Below are 21,851 nucleotides of genomic sequence, written 5' to 3' on the forward strand. Positions count from 1 at the left end.
ACAGCCGGCGCCGCCGCCTGTCCGTTGCCGCCGGCGCGCGGCTTCTATTGCCCCGGGCCATGCCGCCAGGCGGCTCGATCAGAGATTATCCATGCCGGGATCCGCAGCACCCAGCCGGCGGCGCACGTCCGTGCCCGCTTCGGCCCAGCACGCCCGCTCATCCGCCGAAACCGACCTCTCCGGGTCCGGCCACGTCGGCCGCGCGTCCGCCGCGACCGGCGCCGCCACGACGGCGCCCGCGCGCAGCCGCGTCGCACGGGTCGGCTGGCGCGCGTGGCTGCTGGTCGCCGCCGTGTTCTGCGCGTACATGCTGCCCGGCGTGCTCGGCCACGATCCATGGAAGCAGGACGAAACCTACACGTTCGGCATCATCCAGCACATGCTCGAGACCGGCGACCTCGTCGTGCCGACCAATGCCGGCGCGCCGTTCATGGAAAAGCCGCCGCTCTACGCCTGGGTCGCGACGAGCCTCGCATGGCTGCTGCAGCGCGTGCTGCCGCTGCACGACGCGGCGCGGCTCGCGAGCGCGCTGTTCGCGGCGCTCGCATTCGGCTTCACCGCGCGCGCGGCGCGCGTCGCGAGCGGCGCGGCCAGCTGGTTCGACCTGAAAGTGATCGGACCCGTCGCGCTGTGCGCGAGCAGCCTCGTCGTCGTCAAGCACGTGCACGACATGATGACGGACGTCGCGCTGTTCGCCGGCACGGCGATCGCGTTTTGCGGCCTGCTCGAGCTCGTGATGCAGCACCTCGCCCGCGCGCGGCACGCGCAGCTCGGCCTGCCGGCCGGGCCCGAGAACCGCTGGGCCGCCCCGATGTTCGGCGCGGGCGTCGGTGTCGCGCTGATGTCGAAGGGGTTGTTCGTGCCGCTGGTGTTCGGGGCCACGCTGACCGCCGTGCTGGCGCTCTATCCCGAATGCCGCACCCGCGCGTTCGCGCGCGCGCTCGGCATCGCCGCGCTGGTGTTCGCGCCGTTCGCGATCATCTGGCCGACCGCGCTGTTCCTGCGCTCCGAAACGCTCTTCCTCACCTGGTTCTGGGACAACAACGTCGGCCGCTTCTTCGGCTTCTCGGTGCCGCAGCTCGGCGCGGAAAACGACAAGCCGCTGTTCATCCTGCGTGCGTTCCTGACCGTCGGCATCCCGGTCACGCCGCTCGCGATCGTCGCGCTCGCCCTCGGCGCGTGGCGCGACTGGCGCGCGCCGCGCATCGCGCTGCCGGTTGTGTTCGCCGGCGTCGGGCTGACGGTGCTGGGGGCGTCAGCGACGTCGCGCCAGCTCTACATCCTGCCGTTCTTCGCGCCGCTCGCGCTGGTCGCCGCGCAGGCGATCGACCGCCTGCCGCAGAAACTGCACGTCGCGTGGGATTACCTGAGCCGCGCGCTGTTCGGCAGCATCGCGGTGCTCGCGTGGACGATCTGGTCGGTGATGGCCGATCCGGCCGCGTCGCACGAACGCCTCGCACCGCTCGGCCGCTGGCTGCCGCTCGACTGGACGATGCCGATCGAACCGGGTTTCGTGCTCGGCGCGCTCGCGCTGACGGTCGGCTGGCTCTGGCTGCTGCCGACGCTGCGCACGACGGGCCGCTGGCGCGGCGCGCTGTCGTGGGCGTCGGGCGCGATCGTCGCGTGGGGCCTCGTCTACACGCTGCTGCTGCCGTGGCTCGATGTCGCGAAAAGCTACCGTTCGGTGTACGAAGACCTGAACACGCACCTCGCGCTCGAATGGAACGAAGGCGACTGCATGGCGAGCCTCCCCGGGTTCGGCGAATCGGAAGCGCCGATGCTGTACTACTTCTCCGGCATCCTGCACGCGCCGGTCGCGAACGCGAACGCGACGCGCTGCACATGGCTGATCGCCCAGGGCGGACGCGCGGCAGAGGCGTCGCCGGGCAGTGAATGGAAGCTGTTCTGGACGGGCGCCCGGCCGGGCGACGACAAGGAAATGCTGCGCGTCTACGTGCGCACCCCGGAGCAGCACCTGCAATGACGGCCGTTGAAGGCGCACCGCGTCTTCAGCCCGCGCGCACGCCGGCCGGCCCGCCGCTCACCGTTCAGAACGACGACCCCGGCTCGCGCAGGAACGCGGCCTCCTCTGCGGTCGACGCCCGCCCGAGAATCGCATTCCGGTGCGGGAACCGGCCGAAGCGCGCGATCACGGCCGCATGGCGCAGCGCAAAATCGTGATACCCGGCGCACCCCGCCTCCTCCCGAATCCCCTCGCATAGCTGCACGGCCTCTCGCTGGCTGTCCGGCGACTCGTCATGCTCGAACGGCAGATACGCAAATGCGCGGTGATGGCCGCTCGGCAGCCGGGCGTCCCAGCCGGCGGCGGCGAGCCGGCGCGCGCACGCGAGCGCCTTCGGGTCCGCGGCGAACGCGCGCGGCGTGCCGCGATGAACGTTGCGCGAGAACTGGTCGAGCACGACGATCAGCGCGAGCGCGCCGAGCGGCGACGCGGCCCAGTGGTCGCAGGCGCCGCCGCACGCCGCGTCGAGCAGCGCGCCGTAGCGCTCGCGCAGCGCGACATCGAGCGCCGCGCCGCCGTTGAACCAGATCTTGCGCTTGTGGCCGAATTCCGCCGAGCCGGGCGCGCCGAACCAGAAATCCAGCACGTCGCGGGCGCGCGGATCGAGCGCCGCATCGTCGTCGTGCATGTTGTTCGTGTCATTCACCGTCATGCAAGCTCCAGGACGACGCGCCGCGTGCGCGCGCTCTTCTTTTCGAGTTTCGCGACCCGCAGGCCGCCGATTTCCGACGTATTGCGCACGTGCGTGCCGCCGCAAGGCTGCAGGTCGACGCCGTCGATCCGCAGCAGCCGCACGCGGCCGAGGCCGATCGGCGGCGTCACGCTCATCGTGCGCACGAGCTCGGGCCGCGCGGCCATCTCGTCGTCGGTGATCCATTCGGTCGTGACCGGATGCGCGCCGCCGATCAGCTCGGCCAGCCGCCGCTCGACGTCGTCGCGGTCGATCGGCTCGGCCGTCGCGAAGTCGAGCCGCACGTAATCGGCCGTCACGCTGCAGCCGTCGACCGGATACGGCAGCACCGCGCACATCAGGTGCGCAGCCGTGTGCAGCCGCATGTGCCGGTAGCGGCGCGTCCAGTCGATTTCGGCGACCACGCGTGCGCCGGGCGCGAGCGCCGCGATGCCCGCCTCCTGCCCCGGCGCAGGCACGTGCGCGGCGTCGTCGGGCGTCGCGCCGTCGAATTTCGCCTTGCGCGTGTCGGCGATCGCGATCGATGCGCCGTCCGGCAGCGTCAGCACGCCGCTGTCGCCCGCCTGGCCGCCACCGAGCGGATAGAACACCGTGCGGTCGAGCCGGATGCCGTCTTCGCCGACCGCCGTGACGATCGCGTCGCAGCGCGTCAGGTACGCGTCTTCCCGAAACAAGGCATGGGTCGTCATCTGGCAGGTCTCGTCGTGAATGGGGTACAGCCAGTGTCGCGCGCGGCGGTGCGGCCGCCCAGACGCACTCCGGACGGCAGCCGGGCGGCGGCGTACCGGCCGATCAACCGGGCCGGTTGCGCATCCAGTCGGCGGTGTCGTAGAACGAATGCATCAGCCGCTCGCGCAGCGGCTCGGGCAGGCCGACGTCCTCCATCGCCCAGGCCATGCAGCGCAGCCACTGGTCGCGTTCGACCGACGCGATCGGGAACGGCAGGTGCCGCGCGCGCAGGCGCGGGTGACCGAAGCGGCTGATGTAGTGATCGGGCCCGCCGAGCCAGCCGCACAGGAACCAGAACAGCCTGTCGCGGGACCCGTCCAGCGACGCCGGATGCAGCGCGCGGATCTGCGCGAATTCCGGCTCGAGGTCCATCAGGTCGTAGAAGCGGTCCACCATCTCGCGCACGCGGCCTTCGCCGCCCACGAGTTCGAACGCGGTCGGTTGCGACGGCGCGTCGTCATTCACATCGGTCATACGAATCAATCGGAAATCAGGTCTTGGGGGCCGCCACGACGCTCACGCGTCGCGCAGCGACTGCAGCGCGGGGCGCCGGAGCACATTATGCAGGCTCAGCCAGCCGGCCGCACCCGCGCACGCGACGCCGGCCGCGATGCCGGCCGGCACGAGCCACGGATCGACCGCGAGCCGAAAATCGAACACGCGCGCCGCGAGCACCCAGCCGACGCCGAGCGCGCCCGCCGCCGCCAGCGCACCGGCCAACGCGCCGACGACGATGAATTCGGCGCGCTGCACCGCGCCGATCTGCGCACGCGATGCACCGAGCGCGCGCAGCAGCGCCGCCTCCCTCACCCGCTCGTCGCGCGAGCCGGCAAGCGCCGTGTAGAGCACCAGCACGCCGGCCGCGAGCGTGAACACGAACAGGAACTGCACCGCGCCGATCACCTGCACCATCATGCGCTGCAATTGCGCGAGGATCGGCGCGACGTCGATCGCGGTCAGGTTCGGGTAGCGCGCGATCAGCGGATCGAGCAGCGACGCGCGCTCGGCCGGCAGGTGGAAGCTCGTCAGGTAGATCGCCGGATAATCCTTGAGCGTCGCGGGCGGCATCAGCACGAAGAAGTTGACGCGGAACGTGCCCCAGTCGAGCTTGCGCACGCTCGTGACCGGCGCCTCGACCGACAGGCCCGTCACGTCGAAGCGCAGCACGTCGCCGGGCTTCACGTTCAGCATCTGCGCGAGGCCGGCTTCGATCGAGATCTGCGGCGTCGCCGCCGTGCCGAACCAGTCGCCGGCCGTGATCCGGTTGTCGGGCGGCAGCTCGGTCGTATACGACAGGTTGAACTCGCGGTCGACGAGCCGGCGCGCGTCGTCGTTCTGGTAGGCGTCCGGATTCACCGGCTTGCCGTTGATCGCGACGAGGCGGCCGCGCACCATCGGCGCGGGCGCCGCGTCGCGCACGCCGTGCGCGGCGAGATACGCGGCGACATCGGCGCGCTGGTCCGGCTGGATATCGATCAGGAACTGGTTCGGCGCGTCGGGCGGCGTCGACTGCCGCCAGCCGGCGATGAGGTCGTTGCGCGTGATCGCGATCAGCAGCAGGCACATCAGGCCGAGCGCGAGCGCGGTGATCTGCAGCGAACTCGCGGTGCCGCGCCGGTGCAGCGACGCGAGCGCGTAGCGCCAGCCGAGGCCCGCCGCGACGCGCCCGTTGCGCACCGCCCGCGCCCCCGCGAACAGCGCGAGCCTCGCGATCAGCGCGAAACCGACCAGCGCGCCGGCGAATCCGCCCGCGACGATCAGCCCGAGCTTCAGGCTGCCCGCGGCGGCGATCAGCAGCCCGGCGAACAGCACGATGCCGACCGCGTACGCCGCCCACGCGGTGCGCGCCGCGTCGCCCCATTCGCGCCGCAGCACGCGCACCGGCGGCACGCGCGTGAGCGGCGCGAGCGGCGGCAGCGCGAAGCCGAGCAGCAGCACCAGCGCCGCGCCGATGCCGATGGCGGCCGGCCACAGCGTCGGCGGCGGCAGCACGACGTCGATCAGGCCGCCGAGCGCCGCGAGCAGCACCCAGTGGCCGCCGTAGCCGAGCACGGCGCCGGCCACGCCGCCCGCGATGCCGATGCCGAGAAATTCGAGCGCGAACAGCGCGCCGAGCGTGCGGCGGCTGACGCCGAGGCAGCGCATCGTCGCGCAGCCGTCGAGATGGCGCCGCATGTAGCGCTGCGCGGCCATCGCGATCGCGACCGCCGCGAGCAGCGCGGTCAGGAGCGCGACGAGCGTCAGGAAATGGCGGGCGCGGTCGAGCGTCTGGCGCACCTGCGGCTGCCCTTCCTGCAATGATTCAAGGCCGACGCCGCGCAACTTGCCGCCATCGACGCGCATGTGCGCATACGCCTCGAAGCGCGTGACCGCGTCGGCGTCGCCCGCCACCAGCAGGCGATAGGTGACGCGGCTGCCGTAGCCGGTGAGCCCGGTCGCGGCCAGCTCGTCGGCGCGCATCATCAGCCGCGGCGAGAAATTGACGAACGAGAAGCCGCGATCGAGTTCGCGGACGATCGACGCCGCGACCGTGAACGTGCGCAGCCCGACGCGCACGGTGTCGCCGGCCTTCAGGTGCAGCGCGTCGAGCAGCGCGGGATCGGCCCAGACCGTGCCGGGCGCGGGAATCGCGGCCGCCTTGCGGGCGGGCGCGCCCCCGGCCGGCGCAATCTCGACCGCGCCACGCAGCGGGTAGCCTGGCGACACGGCCTTTACGGCCGCGAGCCGCGCGGGCGGCGCATCGCCGGTCGCCTCGCCGACGGTCGAGCCGATCATGCTGGGGAAGATGGCCGTGGTCGCGGTGCGCAGCCCGAGCGCCCGGGCCTGCTGGTCGAACGACGGATCGACCGGACGATCGCCGCGCACGACGAAATCGGCGCCGAGCATCTGGCGCGCATCGCGTTCGAGCCCCTGGCGCAGCCGGTCGGCGAGGAAGCCGACGCTCGTCAGCGCGGCGACCGCCAGCACCAGCGCGAGCACGAGCAGCGTCAGCTCGCCCGCGCGCCAGTCGCGCCCGGTCATGCGGATGGCCTGCCGGATCAGGTCGCGCCGGCCGAACCGGCCGGCATGCGCCGGCCCGGTCGCGTCACCGCGCCCGCCGGCTGGCGGCCTCGCCTCCGGCCGCGCCGCGGATGGTCGCCCGACGGATGGCCGCCCCGTCAATCCCGCTTCCCGACCGAGTTGAGCCGCGACACCATGTGGTTCGCCATGCCCCGGAAGCCGCCCGACACGCCGCGCCACAGGCGCGGCAGCGCCCACGCCGAGCACGCGATGAAGGCCGCGAGCAGCACGAGGAACAGCAGCGGCACGAAGAACGCGAGCGCGAGCCCGCCGAACACGAGGCCGTCCTCGGTCGACGACGCGATCCAGTTCGAGATCGGCTCGGGGGACAGGTTGATCAGCGCGCGCGTGCCGGCCTTCGTGATGTGCGCGGCGCCGGCGAGCGAGCCGCCCGCGAGCCCGGCGACCGCGAGCACGGTCGGGTCGGCATGGCCGAGCGCGCCGGCCGCGAGCACGGCGCCGGCCGGAATGCGGATGAACGTATGCACCGCGTCCCACAGCGAGTCGAACGCGGGAATCTTGTCGGCAAGGAATTCGGTGATCGCGAGCAGCGCCGCGGCGCCGATCACCCACGGCGACGTGAGGACGGCAAGCGTATCGGGCAAGTGGAGCCAGCCGGCGCGCGCCAGCACGCCCGCGATCAGCACCGTCAGGTACAGGCGCAGGCCGCTCGCCCACGCCAGCCCCGCGCCGAGCGAAATGGCTTCGATCATGGCCCTCTCCTTGCGCGTGACGTGCGCGTCGCCGATCGATTCTGGATGTGGCCGGCCGCGCGACGCGTGGCGCCGGCGGCATGCCGTGTCGCGCATGGCGCGCGACGGAACGGCAATCAGGCTCGAATGCGTTCCATTATAGACAGGCTCGCCGCGGGTCCGGCGCAAATCCCCATGAGGAAAAACCTCAGGCGGCCGACGACAGCTTGAGGCCGATCAACCCGACGACGATCAGCGACGCGCTCGCGACGCGGGCGACGGTCAGCGCCTCGCCCATCATCACGATGCCGAACACGAACGCGCCGACCGCGCCGATGCCGGTCCACACCGCGTACGCGGTGCCGAGCGGCAGCTGGCGCAGCGCGAGCGCGAGCAGCCCGAAGCTGGCCAGCGCGGTGACGATCGTAAACACCGACGGCCCGAGCCGGGTGAACCCTTCCGACGATTTCAAGCCGGCCGCCCAGGCCACTTCCAGCAAACCGGCGATCAACAACAATACCCACGCCATCTCGACGCGACTCCATGGATCCGATGGGGTCGTCCCCGTTGAATCGAACGGCCCGGGGTCGTCCCCGGGCGGCGCCGAGTATAGCAAGCGACCGGCGGATGCGACGGCGCGCGGCGCGCTCACTTCGACACGCGTTTCGGCGCGCCGGCGCCGACGCAGCGATCGTCGCGATACAGCGCCCATTCCTCGCACACGCGGCCGTCCTTGAACACGCACATGCCGACGTCGCCGCCCGGCGTGCTGCGGATCGCGTGCCGCCCGCCGAGCTTCACGCAGTTCACCGACGCCGGATTGGCCAGCGCGGTCTTCGGCGCGGGCGGCGAGGGCTGCCCGGGCGGCAGCGGTTGCGCACCTGCGCCGGACGCGGCGAGGGCCAGCACACAGGAGAAAGCCAGACGGACGGTCATCGCATGCTCCTCGTTCGGTTGGGGCAACGGCCAGCATAACGGGGAATCGGCGTCCGGTGTGCGACTTCGGGGCCGGTTCACGCGAGGCGCACGCCGGCGCGCAGGTGCGGCACCACGGCACGGCGCTCAGGCCGCGCCGACCAGCCGGTAGCCGACGCCCGTCTCGGTGACGATGTACTCGGGTTGCGCCGGGTCGCGCTCGAGCTTCTGGCGCAGGTGCGCCATGTAGATGCGCAGGTAGTGATGGCTTTCGACGTGCGACGGCCCCCACACGTCGCGCAGCAGCTGGCGGTGCGTCAGCACGCGGCCCGCGTGGCGCACGAGCGTCGCGAGCAGGCGGTATTCGAGCGGCGTCAGGTGCACGATCTCGCCGTCGCGCCAGACCTGGCGCATCGCGAGATCGACGCTCACCGCGCCGAAGCTCACCTTCGGCGACTCGTTCGCGCCGCCCTGGTTGCGCCGCCGCAGCTGCGCGCGGATTCGCGCGCGCAGCTCGGACACGCCGAACGGCTTGGTCAGGTAGTCGTCGGCGCCGGCGTCGAGCGCGGCGACCTTCTCCTCCTCCTGCGTGCGCGCGGACAGCACGATGACCGGCACCTCGGACCAGCCGCGCAGCTCGCGGATCACGTCGAGGCCGTCGGTATCCGGCAGGCCGAGATCGACGATCACCAGATCGGGCTTGCGGGTCGCCGCGTCGATCAGCCCCTGCTTGCCGGTCTCGGCCTCGAACACGGCGATGTCCTCCTCCTCGAGCGCGGCGCGCACGAAACGGCGGATCTGTTTTTCGTCCTCGATCAGGACGACGGTCAGGCTCGGTTCACTCATGGTCTTGCGGGGGTTCGGATGATGACGGCGCGAACGGCAGCGCGTGCAGCGCCTCGGCTTCGTCGTCGGACACGGCGGGCGCCGCCGGCGGCGTGTCGACCGGCAGCGTGAACCAGAAGCGCGCGCCCGTCACGCGGCCGTCGGGCGCGGTGCGGTTGAGCGCACCGATTCTACCGCCGTGCGCCTCGACGATCGCGCGGCAGATCGCGAGCCCGAGGCCGATGCCGGGCGTCGCCGATTCCTTCTCGCCGCGCGTGAACTTGTCGAAGATCCGCGTTTCCATGCCCGGCGGCAGGCCCGGGCCGTGATCGTCGACGTGCACGCGCACGAACGGCAGGCCGTCCTCGGTCACGCACTGGGCGCCGATCTCGAGCGGCGTGTCGGCCGGCGTGTATTTCGCGGCGTTCTCGAACAGGTTGGTGAAGAGGCGCTCCATCAGCACCGCGTCCATCTGCAGGAGCGGCAGGTCGGCCGGCAGCGCGACGCGCGCGGGATGCCGCGCGAGCACGCGCCGGCACGCGGCGAGCGCCGCACCGACGGTCTCCTCGAGCAGCGACCACTGGCGCTTCAGCTGCAGGCTGCCGGCCTGCAGCCGCGCCATGTCGAGCAGGTTGGTGACGATGCCCGTCATCCGCAGCGCCTCGTCGTGGATCGACTCCACGAGTTCGCCCTCGCGCTCCGCGAGCCGCTCGCGCGCGACGGGGTCGCCGCCCTGCGCGGCCGCGCGCGCGTTCGCGAGCATCGACGAGAAGCCGACGATCGTCGTGAGCGGCGTGCGCAGGTCGTGCGAGATCGCCGACAGCAGTGAATTGCGCAGCCGCTCCGACTCCATGCTGACGAGCGCGTCGCGCGCGATCTCGACGTAATGCACGCGCTCGAGCGCGAGCGCGATCTGCGCGGCGAAGGCGTCGAGCATCCGCTGCTGCTCGGGCTCCTCGAGTTCGCGCGGGTCCGTCGACACGACCGCGAGCACGCCGCGCGTGCGCATCGGCGCCTTCAGCGGCAGGTACAGCGCGGCCGTGGCCGGCAGCGTGTCCGTGCCGTGGCCGGCCGGCTTCTGCTGGTCGTACACCCACTGGCCGACGTCGTTGTCGAGGTCGGGGCCCGTCAGCGTGACGGCCGCGTCCGGCTCCTCGATCTTCTGCTGCACCTTGTCGACGCTGTCCGGCAGCAGGATCGCGACGCGCGCGCGGAACACCTCGCTCACGTGCCGGCTGCCGATCTCGACGATCTGCTCGGTCGTCAGCGCCGCCGCCAGCTCGCGCGCCATCGCATAGATCGCGCCCGTGCGGCGCTCGCGCCGCTGCGCGACGCTCGCCTCGCGGGTCAGCGTCGACGTCAGGTGGCTGATCACGAGCGACGTCAGCAGCATCCCGAAGAACGTCAGCAGGTACTGCGTGTCGCTGACCGAGAACGACATGCGCGGCGGCACGAAGAAGAAGTCGAAGGCGGCCACCGACAGGAACGACTGCAGCACGCCCGGCCCGCGCCCGAGGCGCACCGCCGAGAACACCACGCCGAGCAGGTACAGCATCACGAGGTTGGTCAGGTCGAGCCGCTCGGACACGGCGGTCGCGACCACGGTGATCGCCGCGCAGATCGCGGCCGCATACGCGTAGTGCCGCGGCGGCGAACGGTGGCCGCCGAGGCGTGCGAACGCGTCGCGCCAGTCGCGCGCGCGCGCGTCGAGCGGGGCCGCGCGCACCTCGTCGCTCGCGGACGCGCGGATCAGCATCAGGTCGACGTCGCCCGCGCGTTCCGCGAGCTTCTCGCCGAACGGCCGCGCGAACCAGCGCGCGAGCCCGGTCTTGCGCGAGCCGCCCGCGACGACCTTCGACACGTTGCGCACCTTCGCATAGCCGATCAGCGCGGCGACCGCGTCGCCGCCGGCGAGCGTGGCCGTCTCCGCGCCCAGCTCGGCGGCGAGCTTCAGCGCGTTCAGCGTGCGCTCGCGCTGCGCGTCGGGCAGACGCTGCAGCCGCGGCGTCTCGACGTAGACGGCGATCCAGTCGGCCTTCAGGCTCGCGGCAAGCCGCGCGGCCGCGCGCACCAGCGTCGGCGCCTCGGGCCCCGGCCCGACGCACACCAGCAGCCGCTCGCGCGCCTGCCAGATGCGCTGGATCGAGCGGTCGGCGCGGTACTCGCGCATCTGCGCGTCGACGCGGTCGGCCGTGCGCCGCAGCGCCAGCTCGCGCAGCGCGATCAGGTTGCCCTTGCGGAAGAAGTTGCGCACCGCGCGCTCGGCCTGCTGCGCGAGATAGACCTTGCCGTCGCGCATCCGCTCGAGCAGCTCCTCGGCGGGCAGGTCGACGAGCGTCACCTCGTCGGCCGCGTCGAACACGCGGTCGGGCACGGTCTCCCACACGCGAATGCCGGTGATCGCGCCGACCACGTCGTTCAGGCTCTCGAGGTGCTGGACGTTGACGGTCGTGTAGACGTCGATGCCCGCGTCGAGCAGTTCGTAGACGTCCTGCCAGCGCTTCAGGTGGCGCGCGCCCTGCACGTTCGAATGGGCGAGCTCGTCGACGAGAATCAGTTCGGGCTTGCGCGCGAGCGCGGCGTCGAGATCGAATTCGGCAAGCGCGCGGCCGCGGTAGTCGAGCTTCGCGAGCGGCAGCACGTCGAGGCCGTCGAGCAGCGCGGCGGTTTCGCTGCGGCCATGGGTCTCGACGATGCCGACGACGACGTCGACGCCCTCGTGCTTGCGCTGGCGCGCGGCCTGCAGCATCGCGTAGGTCTTGCCGACGCCGGCGGAGGCGCCGAAGAAGATCTTGAGCTGGCCGCGTCGCTGCTTTTCTTCGTCACGCTGCAGCTTGTCGAGAAGTTGGTCGGGATCGGGGCGGTTCATGCGTCAGGGGAGCGAAACGCGCGATGCGCGTGTACGAGCATTGTTGATCCAAATCGCCACAAAAGGCAAAGACGGCGCAAGCGCCGTCGGGCAAACGCGCGTCCGGCGCGGATCGGGCCGCGCCGGACGCCGGGTGGGCATCGCGCTCAGTGCGCGGCCTGCGCCGCGTCGAGCGCAAGGTTCAGCTTCAGCACGTTCACGCGCGGCTCGCCGAGCACGCCGAACTGGCGCCCGGCCGTGTTCGCGGCGACCAGCTGCGCGACCGCGTCGGGCGACAGGTTGCGCGCCTTCGCGACGCGCCCGACCTGGTAGGCGGCCGCGGCCGGCGTGATCTCCGGATCGAGGCCGCTTGCGGACGCGGTCACGAGGTCGACCGGCACCGGCTTCGACATATCGGTGCCCGCGTCGCGCAGCGCGGCGATGCGCGCCTTCACCTGGTCGGCGAGCGACGGGTTCAGCGGGCCGAGGTTCGAGCCGCCGGAGCCGGTCGCGTTGTACGGCATCGGGGTGGTCGCCGACAGGCGGCCCCAGAAGTACTTCGGCGCATCGAACTGCTGGCCGATCAGCGCGGAGCCGACCACCTTGCCGTCCCGCTCGATCAGGCTGCCGTTCGCCTGCGACGGAAACACGGCCTGGCCGAACACGGTCATCACGGCCGGATAGGCGAGCCCCGTCACCGCGGTCAGCACGACGAAGATCACGATCAGCGGACGAATCAACGTTTTCATGGTGAATTTCCCTCAGGCCCAGCCGAGCGCGGCGAGCGTCATGTCGATCAGCTTGATGAACGGGAACGGCAGCAGCACGCCGCCGAGGCCGTAGACCAGCAGGTTGCGGCGCAGGAGCGACGCGGCGCCGAGCGGCCGGTATGTGACGCCCTTCAGCGCGAGCGGGATCAGCGCGACGATGATCAGCGCGTTGAAGATCACCGCCGACAGGATCGCGGAGGCCGGCGACGTCAAATGCATGATGTCGAGCACCCTCAGTTGCGGATAGGTCGTCACGAACGCGGCCGGGATGATCGCGAAATACTTCGCGATGTCGTTCGCGATCGAGAAGGTCGTCAGCGAGCCGCGCGTCATCAGCATCTGCTTGCCGATCTCGACGATCTCGATCAGCTTGGTCGGGTTCGAATCGAGGTCGACCATGTTGCCCGCTTCCTTCGCCGCCTGCGTGCCGGTGTTCATCGCGACCGCGACGTCCGCCTGCGCGAGCGCCGGCGCATCGTTGGTGCCGTCGCCCGTCATCGCGACGAGGCGACCCGCCGCCTGGTGCTCGCGGATCGTCGCGAGCTTGGTTTCAGGCGTCGCTTCCGCGAGGAAGTCGTCGACGCCGGCCTCCGCCGCGATCGCCGCCGCCGTCAGCCGGTTGTCGCCCGTCACCATCACGGTCTTGATGCCCATCTTGCGCAGCTCCGCGAAGCGCTCCTTGATGCCGCCCTTCACGATGTCCTTCAGCTCGATCACGCCGAGCACGCGCGCCGCGCCGTCGCGCAGCTCCGCGACCACGAGCGGCGTGCTGCCGCGCCGCGCGACGTCGTCGACCGCGCGGCGCACTTCCTCAGGAAAGCGGCTGCCGTGCGTCTCGACGTAGCGGCGGATCGCGTCGGCCGCGCCCTTGCGGATCTCGCGGCCGGGCAGGTCGACGCCGCTCATCCGCGTCTGCGCGGAGAAGCCGAGGAACGTCGCGCGCAGCTGCGCCATGTCGCGCTGGCGGATGTTGAAGCGCTCCTTCGCGAGCACGACGATGCTGCGGCCTTCCGGCGTCTCGTCGGCGAGCGACGACAGCTGCGCCGCATCGGCGAGCGCTTCCTCGGTCACGCCCGGCGCCGGCACGAAGGTCGACGCCTGGCGGTTGCCGAGCGTGATCGTGCCGGTCTTGTCGAGCAGCAGCACGTCGACGTCGCCCGCCGCTTCCACCGCGCGGCCCGACGTCGCGATCACGTTCGCCTGCATCATCCGGCTCATGCCCGCCACGCCGATCGCGGACAGGAGACCGCCGATCGTCGTCGGGATCAGACACACGAGCAGCGCGACGAGCGCGGTGATCGTCACGACGTGCCCCGCCTTCATCGCTTCCACCGAGAACATCGAGAACGGCAGCAGCGTCGCGGTCGCGAGCAGCATCACGATCGTCAGCGCGACCAGCAGGATCGTCAGCGCGATCTCGTTCGGCGTCTTCTTGCGCTTCGCGCCTTCGACCATCGCGATCATCCGGTCGAGGAACGCCTCGCCCGGGTTCGCGGTGACCTTCACGACGATCCAGTCGGACAGCACGCGGGTGCCGCCCGTCACCGACGAGAAATCGCCGCCCGACTCGCGAATCACCGGCGCGGATTCGCCGGTGATCGCCGATTCGTCGACCGACGCGACGCCGTCGACCACCTCGCCGTCAGCCGGGATCACGTCGCCCGCCTCGACCAGCACGACGTCGCCACGGCGCAGCTCGGTCGCGGTGGTGATGCGGATCGGCGACTTCGGATGCGGCTCGTTGAGCTTCTTCGCCATCACGTCGCGCTTCGCGCTGCGCAGCGATGCGGCCTGCGCCTTCGAGCGCCCTTCGGCGAGCGCCTCCGCGAAGTTCGCGAACAGCACCGTGAACCACAGCCACAGCGCGATCGCGAGGATGAAGCCCGCGGGCGCCTCGGCCTGGCCGACGAGCGCGGCGATCCACAGGATCGTCGTCAGGATGCTGCCGACGTAGACGCAGAACATCACCGGGTTGCGGAACTGCGTGCGCGGCGTGAGTTTCTTGAACGAGTCCACGATCGCCGGGCGCAAGAGCGCCGGGTCGAACATGGAGCGTGTTGCGGAATGTTGAGTCATCGCAATCTCTTGAATGCTTGTCCTTGTTGGCGTGCGTGCGGTGTACGTATTACGCGCCCAGCCACATCATCAGGTGCTCGACGCCGGGCCCGAGCGCGAGCGCGGGCACGTAGGTCAGCGCGCCGACCAGCAGCACCGTGCCGAGCAGCAGCACGACGAACAGCGGCCCGTGCGTCGGCAGCGTGCCGCTCGTCGCCGCGATGCGCTTCTTCGCGGCCAGCGAGCCCGCGATCGCGAGCACCGGCACGATCGTGCCGAAGCGGCCGAACCACATCGCGATCGCCGTCATCCAGTTGTAGAACGGCGTGCCCACCGTCAGGCCCGCGAACGCGCTGCCGTTGTTGTTCGCGGCGGAGCTGAACGCGTACAGGATTTCCGAGAAGCCGTGCGGGCCCGGGTTCGCGATGCCGGCGCGGCCGGCATCGGCGAGCACCGCGATCGACGTGCCGACCAGCACCAGCAGCGGCGTGAGCAGCACGACGATCGACACCATCTTCATCTCGTACGCTTCGATCTTCTTGCCGACGTATTCGGGCGTGCGGCCGATCATCAGGCCGGCGACGAACACCGCGAGCAGCGCGAACACCAGCATCCCGTAGAGGCCCGAGCCGACCCCGCCGTAGACCACTTCGCCGAGCTGCATCAGGAGCATCGGCACGAGGCCGCCGAGCGGCGTCAGCGAATCGTGCATCGTATCGACCGCGCCGCACGACGCGGCCGTGGTCGCGACCGTGAAGATGCCGGTCTGCGCGATGCCGAAGCGCGTTTCCTTGCCTTCCATGTTGCCGCCCGACTGCAGCGCGCTCGCCGACTGGTCGACGTGCAGCGCCGCGAGCGTCGGGTTGCCGCCCTGCTCGGCGTTCACCTCGACGCCGACCGCGACCGTGAATGCGACCGTCATCGCCGCGAGCACCGCGATGCCCTGCCGGCGGTCGCCGATCATGCGGCCGAACACGAGGCACAGCGCGGCCGGGATGATCAGGATCGCGAAGATCTGCACGAAATTCGCGAACGGCGTCGGGTTCTCGTACGGATGCGCGGAGTTCGCGTTGAAGAAGCCGCCGCCGTTGGTGCCGAGCATCTTGATCGCTTCCTGCGACGCGACCGGGCCCATCGCGAGCGTCTCTTTCGTGAGCGGCGTCGGGACCGTCACCGGATTGCCCTTGTCGTCCTTGACCGGGTTGCCCTGCGCGTCGAGCTTCGGCGCGGCGTAGGTGCTCGCCTGCAGCACCGGCACGTCCTGGTACGCCTTCATGTTCTGGATCACGCCCTGGCTCATCAGCAGCGCCGCGATGACCACGGACATCGGCACGAGCACGTACAGCGTCACGCGCGTCAGGTCGACCCAGAAGTTGCCGATCGTCTGCGCGGTGTGGCGCGCGAAGCCGCGGATCAGCGCGATCACGACGACGATGCCGGTCGCCGCGGACAGGAAGTTCTGCACGGTGAGGCCGAGCATCTGCGTCAGGTAGCTGACCGTCTGCTCGGGCGTGTAGTCCTGCCAGTTCGTGTTGGTGACGAAGCTCACGGCCGTGTTGAACGCGCCGTCGACCGTCATCGCGCCGAACTGCTGCGGGTTGCCGGGCAGGAGGCCCTGCAGGCGCAGCAGACCGTAGAGGAACAGCGCGCCGAGCGCGTTGAACGCGATCGTCGCGATCGCGTACTGCTTCCAGTTCATCTCGCGGCCGGCATCCACGCCGGCAATGCGGTACAGCACGCGTTCGAGCGGGCCGAACACGCGCGCGACGCGCGAGCTGCCGTCCATCACCGCCGTCAGATAGCGGGCGACCGGCACGGCCGCCGCCAGCAGCACGACGATGAACAGCGCCGATTGAAAGATAGTGTTCGCGTTCATTCGATGTCCTCCGCGCGCAGCAGCGCAAAGACGAGATACGCGAACAGCAAGGCGGTCGAAGCGCCCGCCAACCACAGCATCCAGGTCATGCCCGCCCCCCGCGACCGTATTGCGCGAGCTTGTCGCAACCGGCGATCAAACCGAGGATCAGCACGGTGAACAGCACCAGCGCGCCGATGAAAACCCCATCCATTTTTGTGTTCTCCGTCGTCGAAATCGGACGACTAGAACCTTATTGGAACGCGCGTAAAGGACGGGTCAAAGGTCGTCGGGGGCGTATAAAAAACGCGTAAACGGACAGGCGGCGCCGCAGCGCCGCCCGGGGGTCGCGAGCCGGCCAGGCGGCCGGCGCGGCGGGATCAGGGCACGAGGATCGTCGAGCCGGTGGTCTTGCGCGCCTCGAGATCGGCGTGCGCGCGCGCGACCTCCGCGAGCGGATAGCGCTGGTTGATGCTGGTCTTCACCTTGCCCGACTGGATCACGTCGAACAGCTCGGCCGCGGCCGCTTCGAGGTCCGCGCGTTTCGCGATGTACGAGAACAGCGTCGGCCGCGTGAAGAACAGCGAGCCGCGCGACGAGAATTCCTTCGAGTCGATCGGCGGCAGCGGGCCGGACGCATTGCCGAAGCTGACGTACAGCCCGAGCGGCGCAAGGCAGTCGAGCGAGCCGATGTAGGTGTCCTTGCCGATCGAATCGTAGACGACCGGCAGCAGCGCATCGTTCGTGATCGCCCGCACGCGCTCCGTAAAGTTCTCGCGCGTATAGACGATCGGGTGATCGCAGCCGTGCGCCTTCGCGATCCCGGCCTTCTCGTCGGTACTGACCGTGCCGATCACGGTCGCGCCGAGCGCTTTCGCCCACTGGCACACCAGCAGGCCGACGCCGCCCGCCGCCGCATGAATCAGGATCGTGTCGCCGGCCTTGACCGGATACGTGCGGCGCAGCAGGTAGTGCGCGGTCAGGCCCTGCAGCATCACCGACGCCGCTTCGTCATAGCCGATGCCGTCCGGCAGCTTGACGAGGCGGTCGGCGGGCAGCACGCGCTCCTGCGCGTACGCGCCGGGCGACGACGACACGTAGGCGACGCGGTCGCCCGGCTTGAACGCGGTCACGTCGTCGCCGACCGCCGTCACCTCGCCGGCCGCCTCCATCCCGAGCCCGCCGGGCAGCGGCTGCGGATAGAGCCCGGTGCGGAAATACACGTCGATGTAGTTGAGCCCGACCGCATGCTGCTTGACGCGGACCTGGCCCGCCTGCGGCTCGGCGACCTCGACGTCGACCCACTTCATCACTTCCGGGCCGCCCGCCTGGTCGTATCGGATTGCTTTCGGCATCGCATCGCTCCTCGTTTGTTTGGAAATACAGCTCGGCGAACGCGTCGGCGTCGGTCGGACGGCAATGCATGCGGACGCGGGTCGCACCGCGCGATTCTCGCGCGTCGTGCACAATCACGCAGCGGGCCGTCGCAATCCCTTGATCAGCGTAGGGATATCGCAGGAACCGGTCGGATGCCGCCGGCTGACACGGCGTCACATGACTCTTTCGTCGATTCCGTTCGTGCGCGATTACCGTGCGCCGGATGGCGCGCCACTTTCAAGCGGCCGTGTTCATCATCTGGAACGGGTTCAGTCCAATACCTCGATGATGCATGACCGCCAAGGTTAAACAAAGCTGCCGGAAAATCGAACGGCAACGCGCCGACTTCGATTTCCGGAAATGCGATCGCGGCATGAGAGAAAACATGCTGAAGATCCCGAGGCTTCCGGCATGAATCGCGTTCGCAACACTTCGCCACGTTCTGATCATCGCCCGCTCGCCGGACGACTTCCCGTCTTATCCGGGATGGTGGAACTTCGTGGTCGTGCAAATCACGAAATTCAATCGATGTGACAGCGGCACACCGGAGCAACTCGTCGCCCCCACCCGCTCGTCGCATCGCTCCCGCCATGCCCTCTGTCACCGCACTCGCCTGTCTGGCGTGGCGTTTCCGACGTCATCTGATCACGGCATTCCCCCCGGCGCGCGACGAATGGCCAATGCCACTTCGCCACACGCAGTGCCAGAGTCGGCGACGTCGACATCGATCAGCTCGACTACTCGAGTCTCGGCCACACAGATTTATGAGATGACAGCCGTGCTATGGTTTTTTTCCGAACTCGCGAGTGACATGCCATGAGCGTCTTTTCTATCCGAAATAAGTTTGTTTTCGTGTTTTTGTCGGCGACTGTCGGCATCGCAAACGGGACCGCGGTGCCGCGCGTCGACGGCGTTCGACTGCTCGACAGCATGAGCCGTGCCGATAACAGTCCGTACGCGAACGCCGAGCGTCACGTCATGACTGGTTATCTGGCCGGCGTGGCGGATTCCACCGAAGGTAAGGACTGGTGCGGCACTGGACGCGTCAAATCGGGAGAAATCGATTCGGAAGTGCTCGGCGAGCTCCGGAAGCTGCCGCGAGACGCGCTAAAGGTCGGCGCAGCGGGCCTGATCGTCAACGTCTTGCGACAAAAATACCCGTGTCGTTAATCGAGGAATACCGATTTGAAACCGCCTTTTTCTGTACTGCACGGCCACTACCAGAGCAACAAGACCGTTTCGAGAGAAACGCTTTATCAAGAGCTGGGTTGGCAAGACCTGATCCCTAATCCGTCGTATGTGAATACGTGCGCCATTCGAGTCAGTCTGGCACTCGTCAAGAGCGGGATAACATTGCGCGGCGGGCTGGTCATTCAGAAAGGACCGCACCGCGGGCGGCGCATCGAGCCGGGCCAAGCCAGACTAGCCAAGATGCTGGCGGAGCCCGCGTATTTCGGCAAGGCCGAAGCGTTTCGGCGAGACGACGCGGTGGCTGGCATTGGCAGCAGAAAGGGCGCGGTCGCCTTCTGGAATATACCGGGATACATGAATGGCCGGGGGGGCCACATCGACCTGATTGACGGAGCGCAGGCCGTCTGCGGCTCGGATTGTTATTGGGAAGCGTCCGAGGTGTGGTTCTGGCCGCTAAGGTGATCGGCAACGCCCCGATCTCCCGCCGGGTTTTCGCGACATGCAGCCAATGCCGATAACGGCGAATCGCGGTGGCGTCGGGCGTCGCCGTCGACACCCGACGTGACGCCGTCGTCCGGACAGTCCACCCGCCGCACCGCTGGCCAACTCGCGTCAGCCCGCGTCGGCGAAACGCTGCGCCAGATCGTCGAGCAGCATCCGCGCGGTCGCGACATTGGTCGCCACCGGCACGTTGTGCACGTCGCACGCGCGCACGAGCGCGGTGATGTCGGGGTCGTGCGGCTGCGCGGTCATCGGGTCGCGCAGGAACACGACGATGTCGACCCGGCCCTCCGCCAGCTCCGCGCCGATCTGCAGGTCACCGCCAAGCGGCCCGGACAGCTTGCGCTCGACGTCGAGACCGTGCGCGGCCGCGATGCGGCCGCCCGTCGTGCCGGTCGCGACCAGCCGGCAGCGCGCGAGCGTCGCGCGGTACTCGCCCGCGAGCGCGACGATCTCCTCCTTTTTCGCGTCGTGCGCAATCAGTGCGATGCGGGGTGTGCTCATCTCCAAGTCCTTCGTCCTTCAGTGTGTTGTTGTCGTAACAGCCGGCCGAGCGGCGCCCGTCGGAACGTGCCCGTCAGAAAGTCCCAGGATAAGCGCCGCCGTCGAGCAGCCAGTTCTGCCCGGTGATGTAGCCCGCATGCACGCTGCACAGGAATGCGCACGCGGCGCCGAATTCATCGCGCATGCCGAGGCGGCCCGCCGGAATCTCCTGCGCGCGCCGCTCGCGCATTTCATCGACCGTCACGCCCTTCGCCTTCGCCGACGCCGCGAGCGTCGTCGCGATCCGGTCGGTGTCGAACAGCCCCGGCAGCAGATTGTTGACCGTCACGTTGTGCGACGCGACCCGGCGCGCGAGGCCCGCGACGAATCCGGTCAGCCCGGAGCGCGCGCCGTTCGACAGCGCCAGCACGTCGATCGGCGCCTTCACGGCCGAGCTCGTGATGTTGACGATCCGGCCGAAGCGGCGCGCGATCATCCCGTCGACGGTCGCGCGGATCAGCTCGATCGGCGTCAGCATGTTCGACTCGAGCGCGCGGATCCAGTCGTCGTGCGAGAAGTCGCGGAAGTCGCCCGGCGGCGGGCCGCCCGCATTCGTCACGAGAATGTCCGGCTGCGGGCAGGCGGCCAGCGCGGCCGCGCGCCCGTCCGGCGTCGTAATGTCGCACGCGACCGCGGTCACCGCGACGCCCGACGCCGCGCGGATCGCGTCCGCAGTCGCCTCCAGCGTGTCGCGCGTGCGCGCAACGATCACGAGATTCACGCCCTCGGCGGCCAGCGCTTCCGCGCAGCCTCGCCCGAGGCCCTTGCTTGCCGCGCACACGAGCGCGGTCTTCCCTGCGATGCCGAGATCCATTGTCGATATTCCCTGGTTGCGGCGCGCCGGATGGTGCCCCATTCGCACCGGCCGGCGGCAACCCGCGGCGGCGAACGTCCGCGGGCGGCGCGCGGGTTGTCGGTCAGACGTCGATAATATCCGGATCGCGCGAGCCGTCTTGGTAAACTTGCGCCGTTGCGCGCAGACGGGCCCGCCGCCCGCCTGCCGTCCCGATCCCCTTTTGCGCCAAGGCGCCCCCGTCATGAAACAGGACAGCCGTTTCCCGAATCTCTTCATCCTCGATCACCCGCTGATCCAGCACAAGCTGACCCACATGCGCGACAAGGACACGTCGACGCGCACGTTCCGCGAGCTGCTGCGCGAGATCACGCTGCTGATGGGCTACGAGATCACCCGCAACCTGCCGATCACGACCAAGCGGGTCGAAACCCCGCTCGTCGAGATCGACGCGCCGGTGATCGCCGGCAAGAAGCTCGCGATCGTCCCCGTGCTGCGCGCGGGCGTCGGGATGTCGGACGGCCTGCTCGACCTGATCCCGTCCGCGCGCGTCGGCCACATCGGCGTGTACCGCGCGGAAGACCACCGCCCGGTCGAATACCTCGTGCGCCTGCCGGATCTCGAGGACCGGATCTTCATCCTGTGCGACCCGATGGTCGCGACCGGCTATTCGGCCGTGCACGCGGTCGACGTGCTCAAGCGCCGCAACGTGCCGGCCGCGAACATCATGTTCGTCGCGCTCGTCGCCGCGCCGGAAGGCGTCCAGGTGTTCCAGGACGCGCACCCGGACGTCAAGCTGTACGTCGCGTCGCTGGACTCGCACCTGGACGGCCACGCGTACATCGTGCCGGGCCTCGGCGACGCGGGCGACCGGCTGTTCGGCACGAAGAACTGACGGCAGGGCCGGCCGGTCATCCGGCCCGCCGCCGGATTCCCGGCGGCCGGCCCCGGCCATCTGGCCATGCGCGGCGGCCCCAAGCGGA

Annotated in this window: 20 protein-coding genes; 4 read left to right on the forward strand and 16 right to left on the reverse strand. The window is 69.9% G+C overall.

What is annotated here, in order from left to right:
• The first annotated feature begins 91 nt into the window (after positions 1 to 91).
• Positions 92 to 1,984 (forward strand): ArnT family glycosyltransferase, encoded by a 1,893-nt coding sequence (locus B7P44_RS12665; protein WP_084904571.1) that lies wholly within the window; start codon positions 92 to 94, stop codon positions 1,982 to 1,984.
• A gap of 64 nt (positions 1,985 to 2,048) precedes the next feature.
• On the opposite strand, the gene B7P44_RS12670 is transcribed toward B7P44_RS12665, so the two are convergent.
• The 14 genes from B7P44_RS12670 to B7P44_RS12735 all read right to left on the reverse strand — a co-directional run bounded on the left by B7P44_RS12670 (position 2,049) and on the right by B7P44_RS12735 (position 17,818).
• Positions 2,049 to 2,675, reverse strand: a complete 627-nt coding sequence (locus B7P44_RS12670; RefSeq protein ID WP_084904576.1) for a DUF924 family protein — start codon at positions 2,673 to 2,675, stop codon at positions 2,049 to 2,051.
• Positions 2,672 to 3,403, reverse strand: a complete 732-nt coding sequence (locus B7P44_RS12675; protein ID WP_084904582.1) for an alanyl-tRNA editing protein — start codon at positions 3,401 to 3,403, stop codon at positions 2,672 to 2,674. Before B7P44_RS12675 ends, B7P44_RS12670 begins: the two co-directional genes overlap by 4 nt.
• Positions 3,404 to 3,506: 103 nt before the next feature.
• The gene (locus B7P44_RS12680; protein ID WP_042585938.1) at positions 3,507 to 3,917 is read right to left on the reverse strand and encodes a group II truncated hemoglobin; all 411 of its coding nucleotides are present in this window, start codon (positions 3,915 to 3,917) and stop codon (positions 3,507 to 3,509) included.
• A 42-nt stretch (positions 3,918 to 3,959) separates the two neighbouring features.
• On the reverse strand, positions 3,960 to 6,464 hold the full coding sequence (locus B7P44_RS12685; protein ID WP_088511448.1) for an ABC transporter permease: 2,505 nt from the start codon (positions 6,462 to 6,464) through the stop codon (positions 3,960 to 3,962).
• Between the two features lie 137 nt (positions 6,465 to 6,601).
• Positions 6,602 to 7,216: a DUF4126 domain-containing protein gene (locus B7P44_RS12690; protein ID WP_059618559.1), complete on the reverse strand. Its 615-nt coding sequence runs from the start codon at positions 7,214 to 7,216 to the stop codon at positions 6,602 to 6,604.
• Between the two features lie 187 nt (positions 7,217 to 7,403).
• Positions 7,404 to 7,724, reverse strand: coding sequence for a quaternary ammonium compound efflux SMR transporter SugE (sugE, locus tag B7P44_RS12695; protein WP_084904589.1), 321 nt, complete (start codon positions 7,722 to 7,724; stop codon positions 7,404 to 7,406).
• A gap of 119 nt (positions 7,725 to 7,843) precedes the next feature.
• Positions 7,844 to 8,131 carry a putative hemolysin gene (locus tag B7P44_RS12700; protein WP_084906648.1) on the reverse strand — a complete coding sequence of 96 codons (288 nt, stop codon included), beginning with the start codon at positions 8,129 to 8,131 and terminating at the stop codon, positions 7,844 to 7,846.
• 126 nt (positions 8,132 to 8,257) lie between these two features.
• Complete coding sequence (gene kdpE, locus B7P44_RS12705; protein ID WP_059613032.1) at positions 8,258 to 8,956, reverse strand: two-component system response regulator KdpE; 699 nt, start codon at positions 8,954 to 8,956, stop codon at positions 8,258 to 8,260.
• On the reverse strand, positions 8,949 to 11,804 hold the full coding sequence (locus B7P44_RS12710) for a DUF4118 domain-containing protein (protein WP_084904593.1): 2,856 nt from the start codon (positions 11,802 to 11,804) through the stop codon (positions 8,949 to 8,951). Before B7P44_RS12710 ends, kdpE begins: the two co-directional genes overlap by 8 nt.
• A 146-nt stretch (positions 11,805 to 11,950) precedes the next feature.
• Positions 11,951 to 12,532: a potassium-transporting ATPase subunit KdpC gene (gene kdpC, locus B7P44_RS12715; RefSeq protein WP_084904596.1), complete on the reverse strand. Its 582-nt coding sequence runs from the start codon at positions 12,530 to 12,532 to the stop codon at positions 11,951 to 11,953.
• Positions 12,533 to 12,544: 12 nt separating this feature from the next.
• Entirely contained in the window at positions 12,545 to 14,629 is a 2,085-nt protein-coding gene (gene kdpB / locus B7P44_RS12720) for a potassium-transporting ATPase subunit KdpB (protein ID WP_084904599.1), read from the reverse strand.
• Positions 14,630 to 14,678: 49 nt separating this feature from the next.
• Complete coding sequence (kdpA, locus tag B7P44_RS12725; RefSeq protein ID WP_084904602.1) at positions 14,679 to 16,484, reverse strand: potassium-transporting ATPase subunit KdpA; 1,806 nt, start codon at positions 16,482 to 16,484, stop codon at positions 14,679 to 14,681.
• On the reverse strand, positions 16,481 to 16,573 hold the full coding sequence (kdpF, locus tag B7P44_RS12730; RefSeq protein WP_006752209.1) for a K(+)-transporting ATPase subunit F: 93 nt from the start codon (positions 16,571 to 16,573) through the stop codon (positions 16,481 to 16,483). Before kdpF ends, kdpA begins: the two co-directional genes overlap by 4 nt.
• A gap of 270 nt (positions 16,574 to 16,843) precedes the next feature.
• Positions 16,844 to 17,818: a quinone oxidoreductase family protein gene (locus B7P44_RS12735; RefSeq protein WP_084904605.1), complete on the reverse strand. Its 975-nt coding sequence runs from the start codon at positions 17,816 to 17,818 to the stop codon at positions 16,844 to 16,846.
• Positions 17,819 to 18,656: 838 nt separating this feature from the next.
• Between B7P44_RS12735 and B7P44_RS12740 the strand changes: the two genes are divergently transcribed.
• Both B7P44_RS12740 and B7P44_RS12745 read left to right on the forward strand, forming a co-directional pair.
• Positions 18,657 to 19,010 (forward strand): Rap1a/Tai family immunity protein, encoded by a 354-nt coding sequence (locus B7P44_RS12740; RefSeq protein ID WP_084904608.1) that lies wholly within the window; start codon positions 18,657 to 18,659, stop codon positions 19,008 to 19,010.
• Between the two features lie 15 nt (positions 19,011 to 19,025).
• Entirely contained in the window at positions 19,026 to 19,493 is a 468-nt protein-coding gene (locus B7P44_RS12745; RefSeq protein WP_084904610.1) for a T6SS effector amidase Tae4 family protein, read from the forward strand.
• Positions 19,494 to 19,643: 150 nt separating this feature from the next.
• Here the strand turns inward: B7P44_RS12745 and B7P44_RS12750 are convergent, their stop codons facing one another.
• Together B7P44_RS12750 and B7P44_RS12755 are read right to left on the reverse strand one after the other, a co-directional pair.
• The gene (locus tag B7P44_RS12750; protein ID WP_084904613.1) at positions 19,644 to 20,036 is read right to left on the reverse strand and encodes a methylglyoxal synthase; all 393 of its coding nucleotides are present in this window, start codon (positions 20,034 to 20,036) and stop codon (positions 19,644 to 19,646) included.
• Between the two features lie 73 nt (positions 20,037 to 20,109).
• Positions 20,110 to 20,889: an SDR family oxidoreductase gene (locus B7P44_RS12755; RefSeq protein WP_084904615.1), complete on the reverse strand. Its 780-nt coding sequence runs from the start codon at positions 20,887 to 20,889 to the stop codon at positions 20,110 to 20,112.
• Between the two features lie 223 nt (positions 20,890 to 21,112).
• On the opposite strand from B7P44_RS12755, the gene upp reads away from it, so the two are divergent.
• Complete coding sequence (gene upp / locus B7P44_RS12760) at positions 21,113 to 21,763, forward strand: uracil phosphoribosyltransferase (RefSeq protein WP_084904618.1); 651 nt, start codon at positions 21,113 to 21,115, stop codon at positions 21,761 to 21,763.
• Positions 21,764 to 21,851: the final 88 nt, after the last annotated feature.

Origin of the sequence: Burkholderia ubonensis subsp. mesacidophila, assembly GCF_002097715.1 — a bacterium.
GTDB lineage: Bacteria > Pseudomonadota > Gammaproteobacteria > Burkholderiales > Burkholderiaceae > Burkholderia > Burkholderia mesacidophila.

Coding starts and splice junctions, on each gene's coding strand:
- B7P44_RS12665 (WP_084904571.1), top strand. CDS start 92: ATGCCGGGATCCGCAGCACCCAGCCGGCGGCGCACGTCCGTGCCCGCT.
- B7P44_RS12670 (WP_084904576.1), bottom strand. CDS start 2,675: ATGACGGTGAATGACACGAACAACATGCACGACGACGATGCGGCGCTC.
- B7P44_RS12675 (WP_084904582.1), bottom strand. CDS start 3,403: ATGACGACCCATGCCTTGTTTCGGGAAGACGCGTACCTGACGCGCTGC.
- B7P44_RS12680 (WP_042585938.1), bottom strand. CDS start 3,917: ATGACCGATGTGAATGACGACGCGCCGTCGCAACCGACCGCGTTCGAA.
- B7P44_RS12685 (WP_088511448.1), bottom strand. CDS start 6,464: ATGACCGGGCGCGACTGGCGCGCGGGCGAGCTGACGCTGCTCGTGCTC.
- B7P44_RS12690 (WP_059618559.1), bottom strand. CDS start 7,216: ATGATCGAAGCCATTTCGCTCGGCGCGGGGCTGGCGTGGGCGAGCGGC.
- sugE (WP_084904589.1), bottom strand. CDS start 7,724: ATGGCGTGGGTATTGTTGTTGATCGCCGGTTTGCTGGAAGTGGCCTGG.
- B7P44_RS12700 (WP_084906648.1), bottom strand. CDS start 8,131: ATGACCGTCCGTCTGGCTTTCTCCTGTGTGCTGGCCCTCGCCGCGTCC.
- kdpE (WP_059613032.1), bottom strand. CDS start 8,956: ATGAGTGAACCGAGCCTGACCGTCGTCCTGATCGAGGACGAAAAACAG.
- B7P44_RS12710 (WP_084904593.1), bottom strand. CDS start 11,804: ATGAACCGCCCCGATCCCGACCAACTTCTCGACAAGCTGCAGCGTGAC.
- kdpC (WP_084904596.1), bottom strand. CDS start 12,532: ATGAAAACGTTGATTCGTCCGCTGATCGTGATCTTCGTCGTGCTGACC.
- kdpB (WP_084904599.1), bottom strand. CDS start 14,629: ATGACTCAACATTCCGCAACACGCTCCATGTTCGACCCGGCGCTCTTG.
- kdpA (WP_084904602.1), bottom strand. CDS start 16,484: ATGAACGCGAACACTATCTTTCAATCGGCGCTGTTCATCGTCGTGCTG.
- kdpF (WP_006752209.1), bottom strand. CDS start 16,573: ATGACCTGGATGCTGTGGTTGGCGGGCGCTTCGACCGCCTTGCTGTTC.
- B7P44_RS12735 (WP_084904605.1), bottom strand. CDS start 17,818: ATGCCGAAAGCAATCCGATACGACCAGGCGGGCGGCCCGGAAGTGATG.
- B7P44_RS12740 (WP_084904608.1), top strand. CDS start 18,657: ATGAGCGTCTTTTCTATCCGAAATAAGTTTGTTTTCGTGTTTTTGTCG.
- B7P44_RS12750 (WP_084904613.1), bottom strand. CDS start 20,036: ATGAGCACACCCCGCATCGCACTGATTGCGCACGACGCGAAAAAGGAG.
- B7P44_RS12755 (WP_084904615.1), bottom strand. CDS start 20,889: ATGGATCTCGGCATCGCAGGGAAGACCGCGCTCGTGTGCGCGGCAAGC.
- upp (WP_084904618.1), top strand. CDS start 21,113: ATGAAACAGGACAGCCGTTTCCCGAATCTCTTCATCCTCGATCACCCG.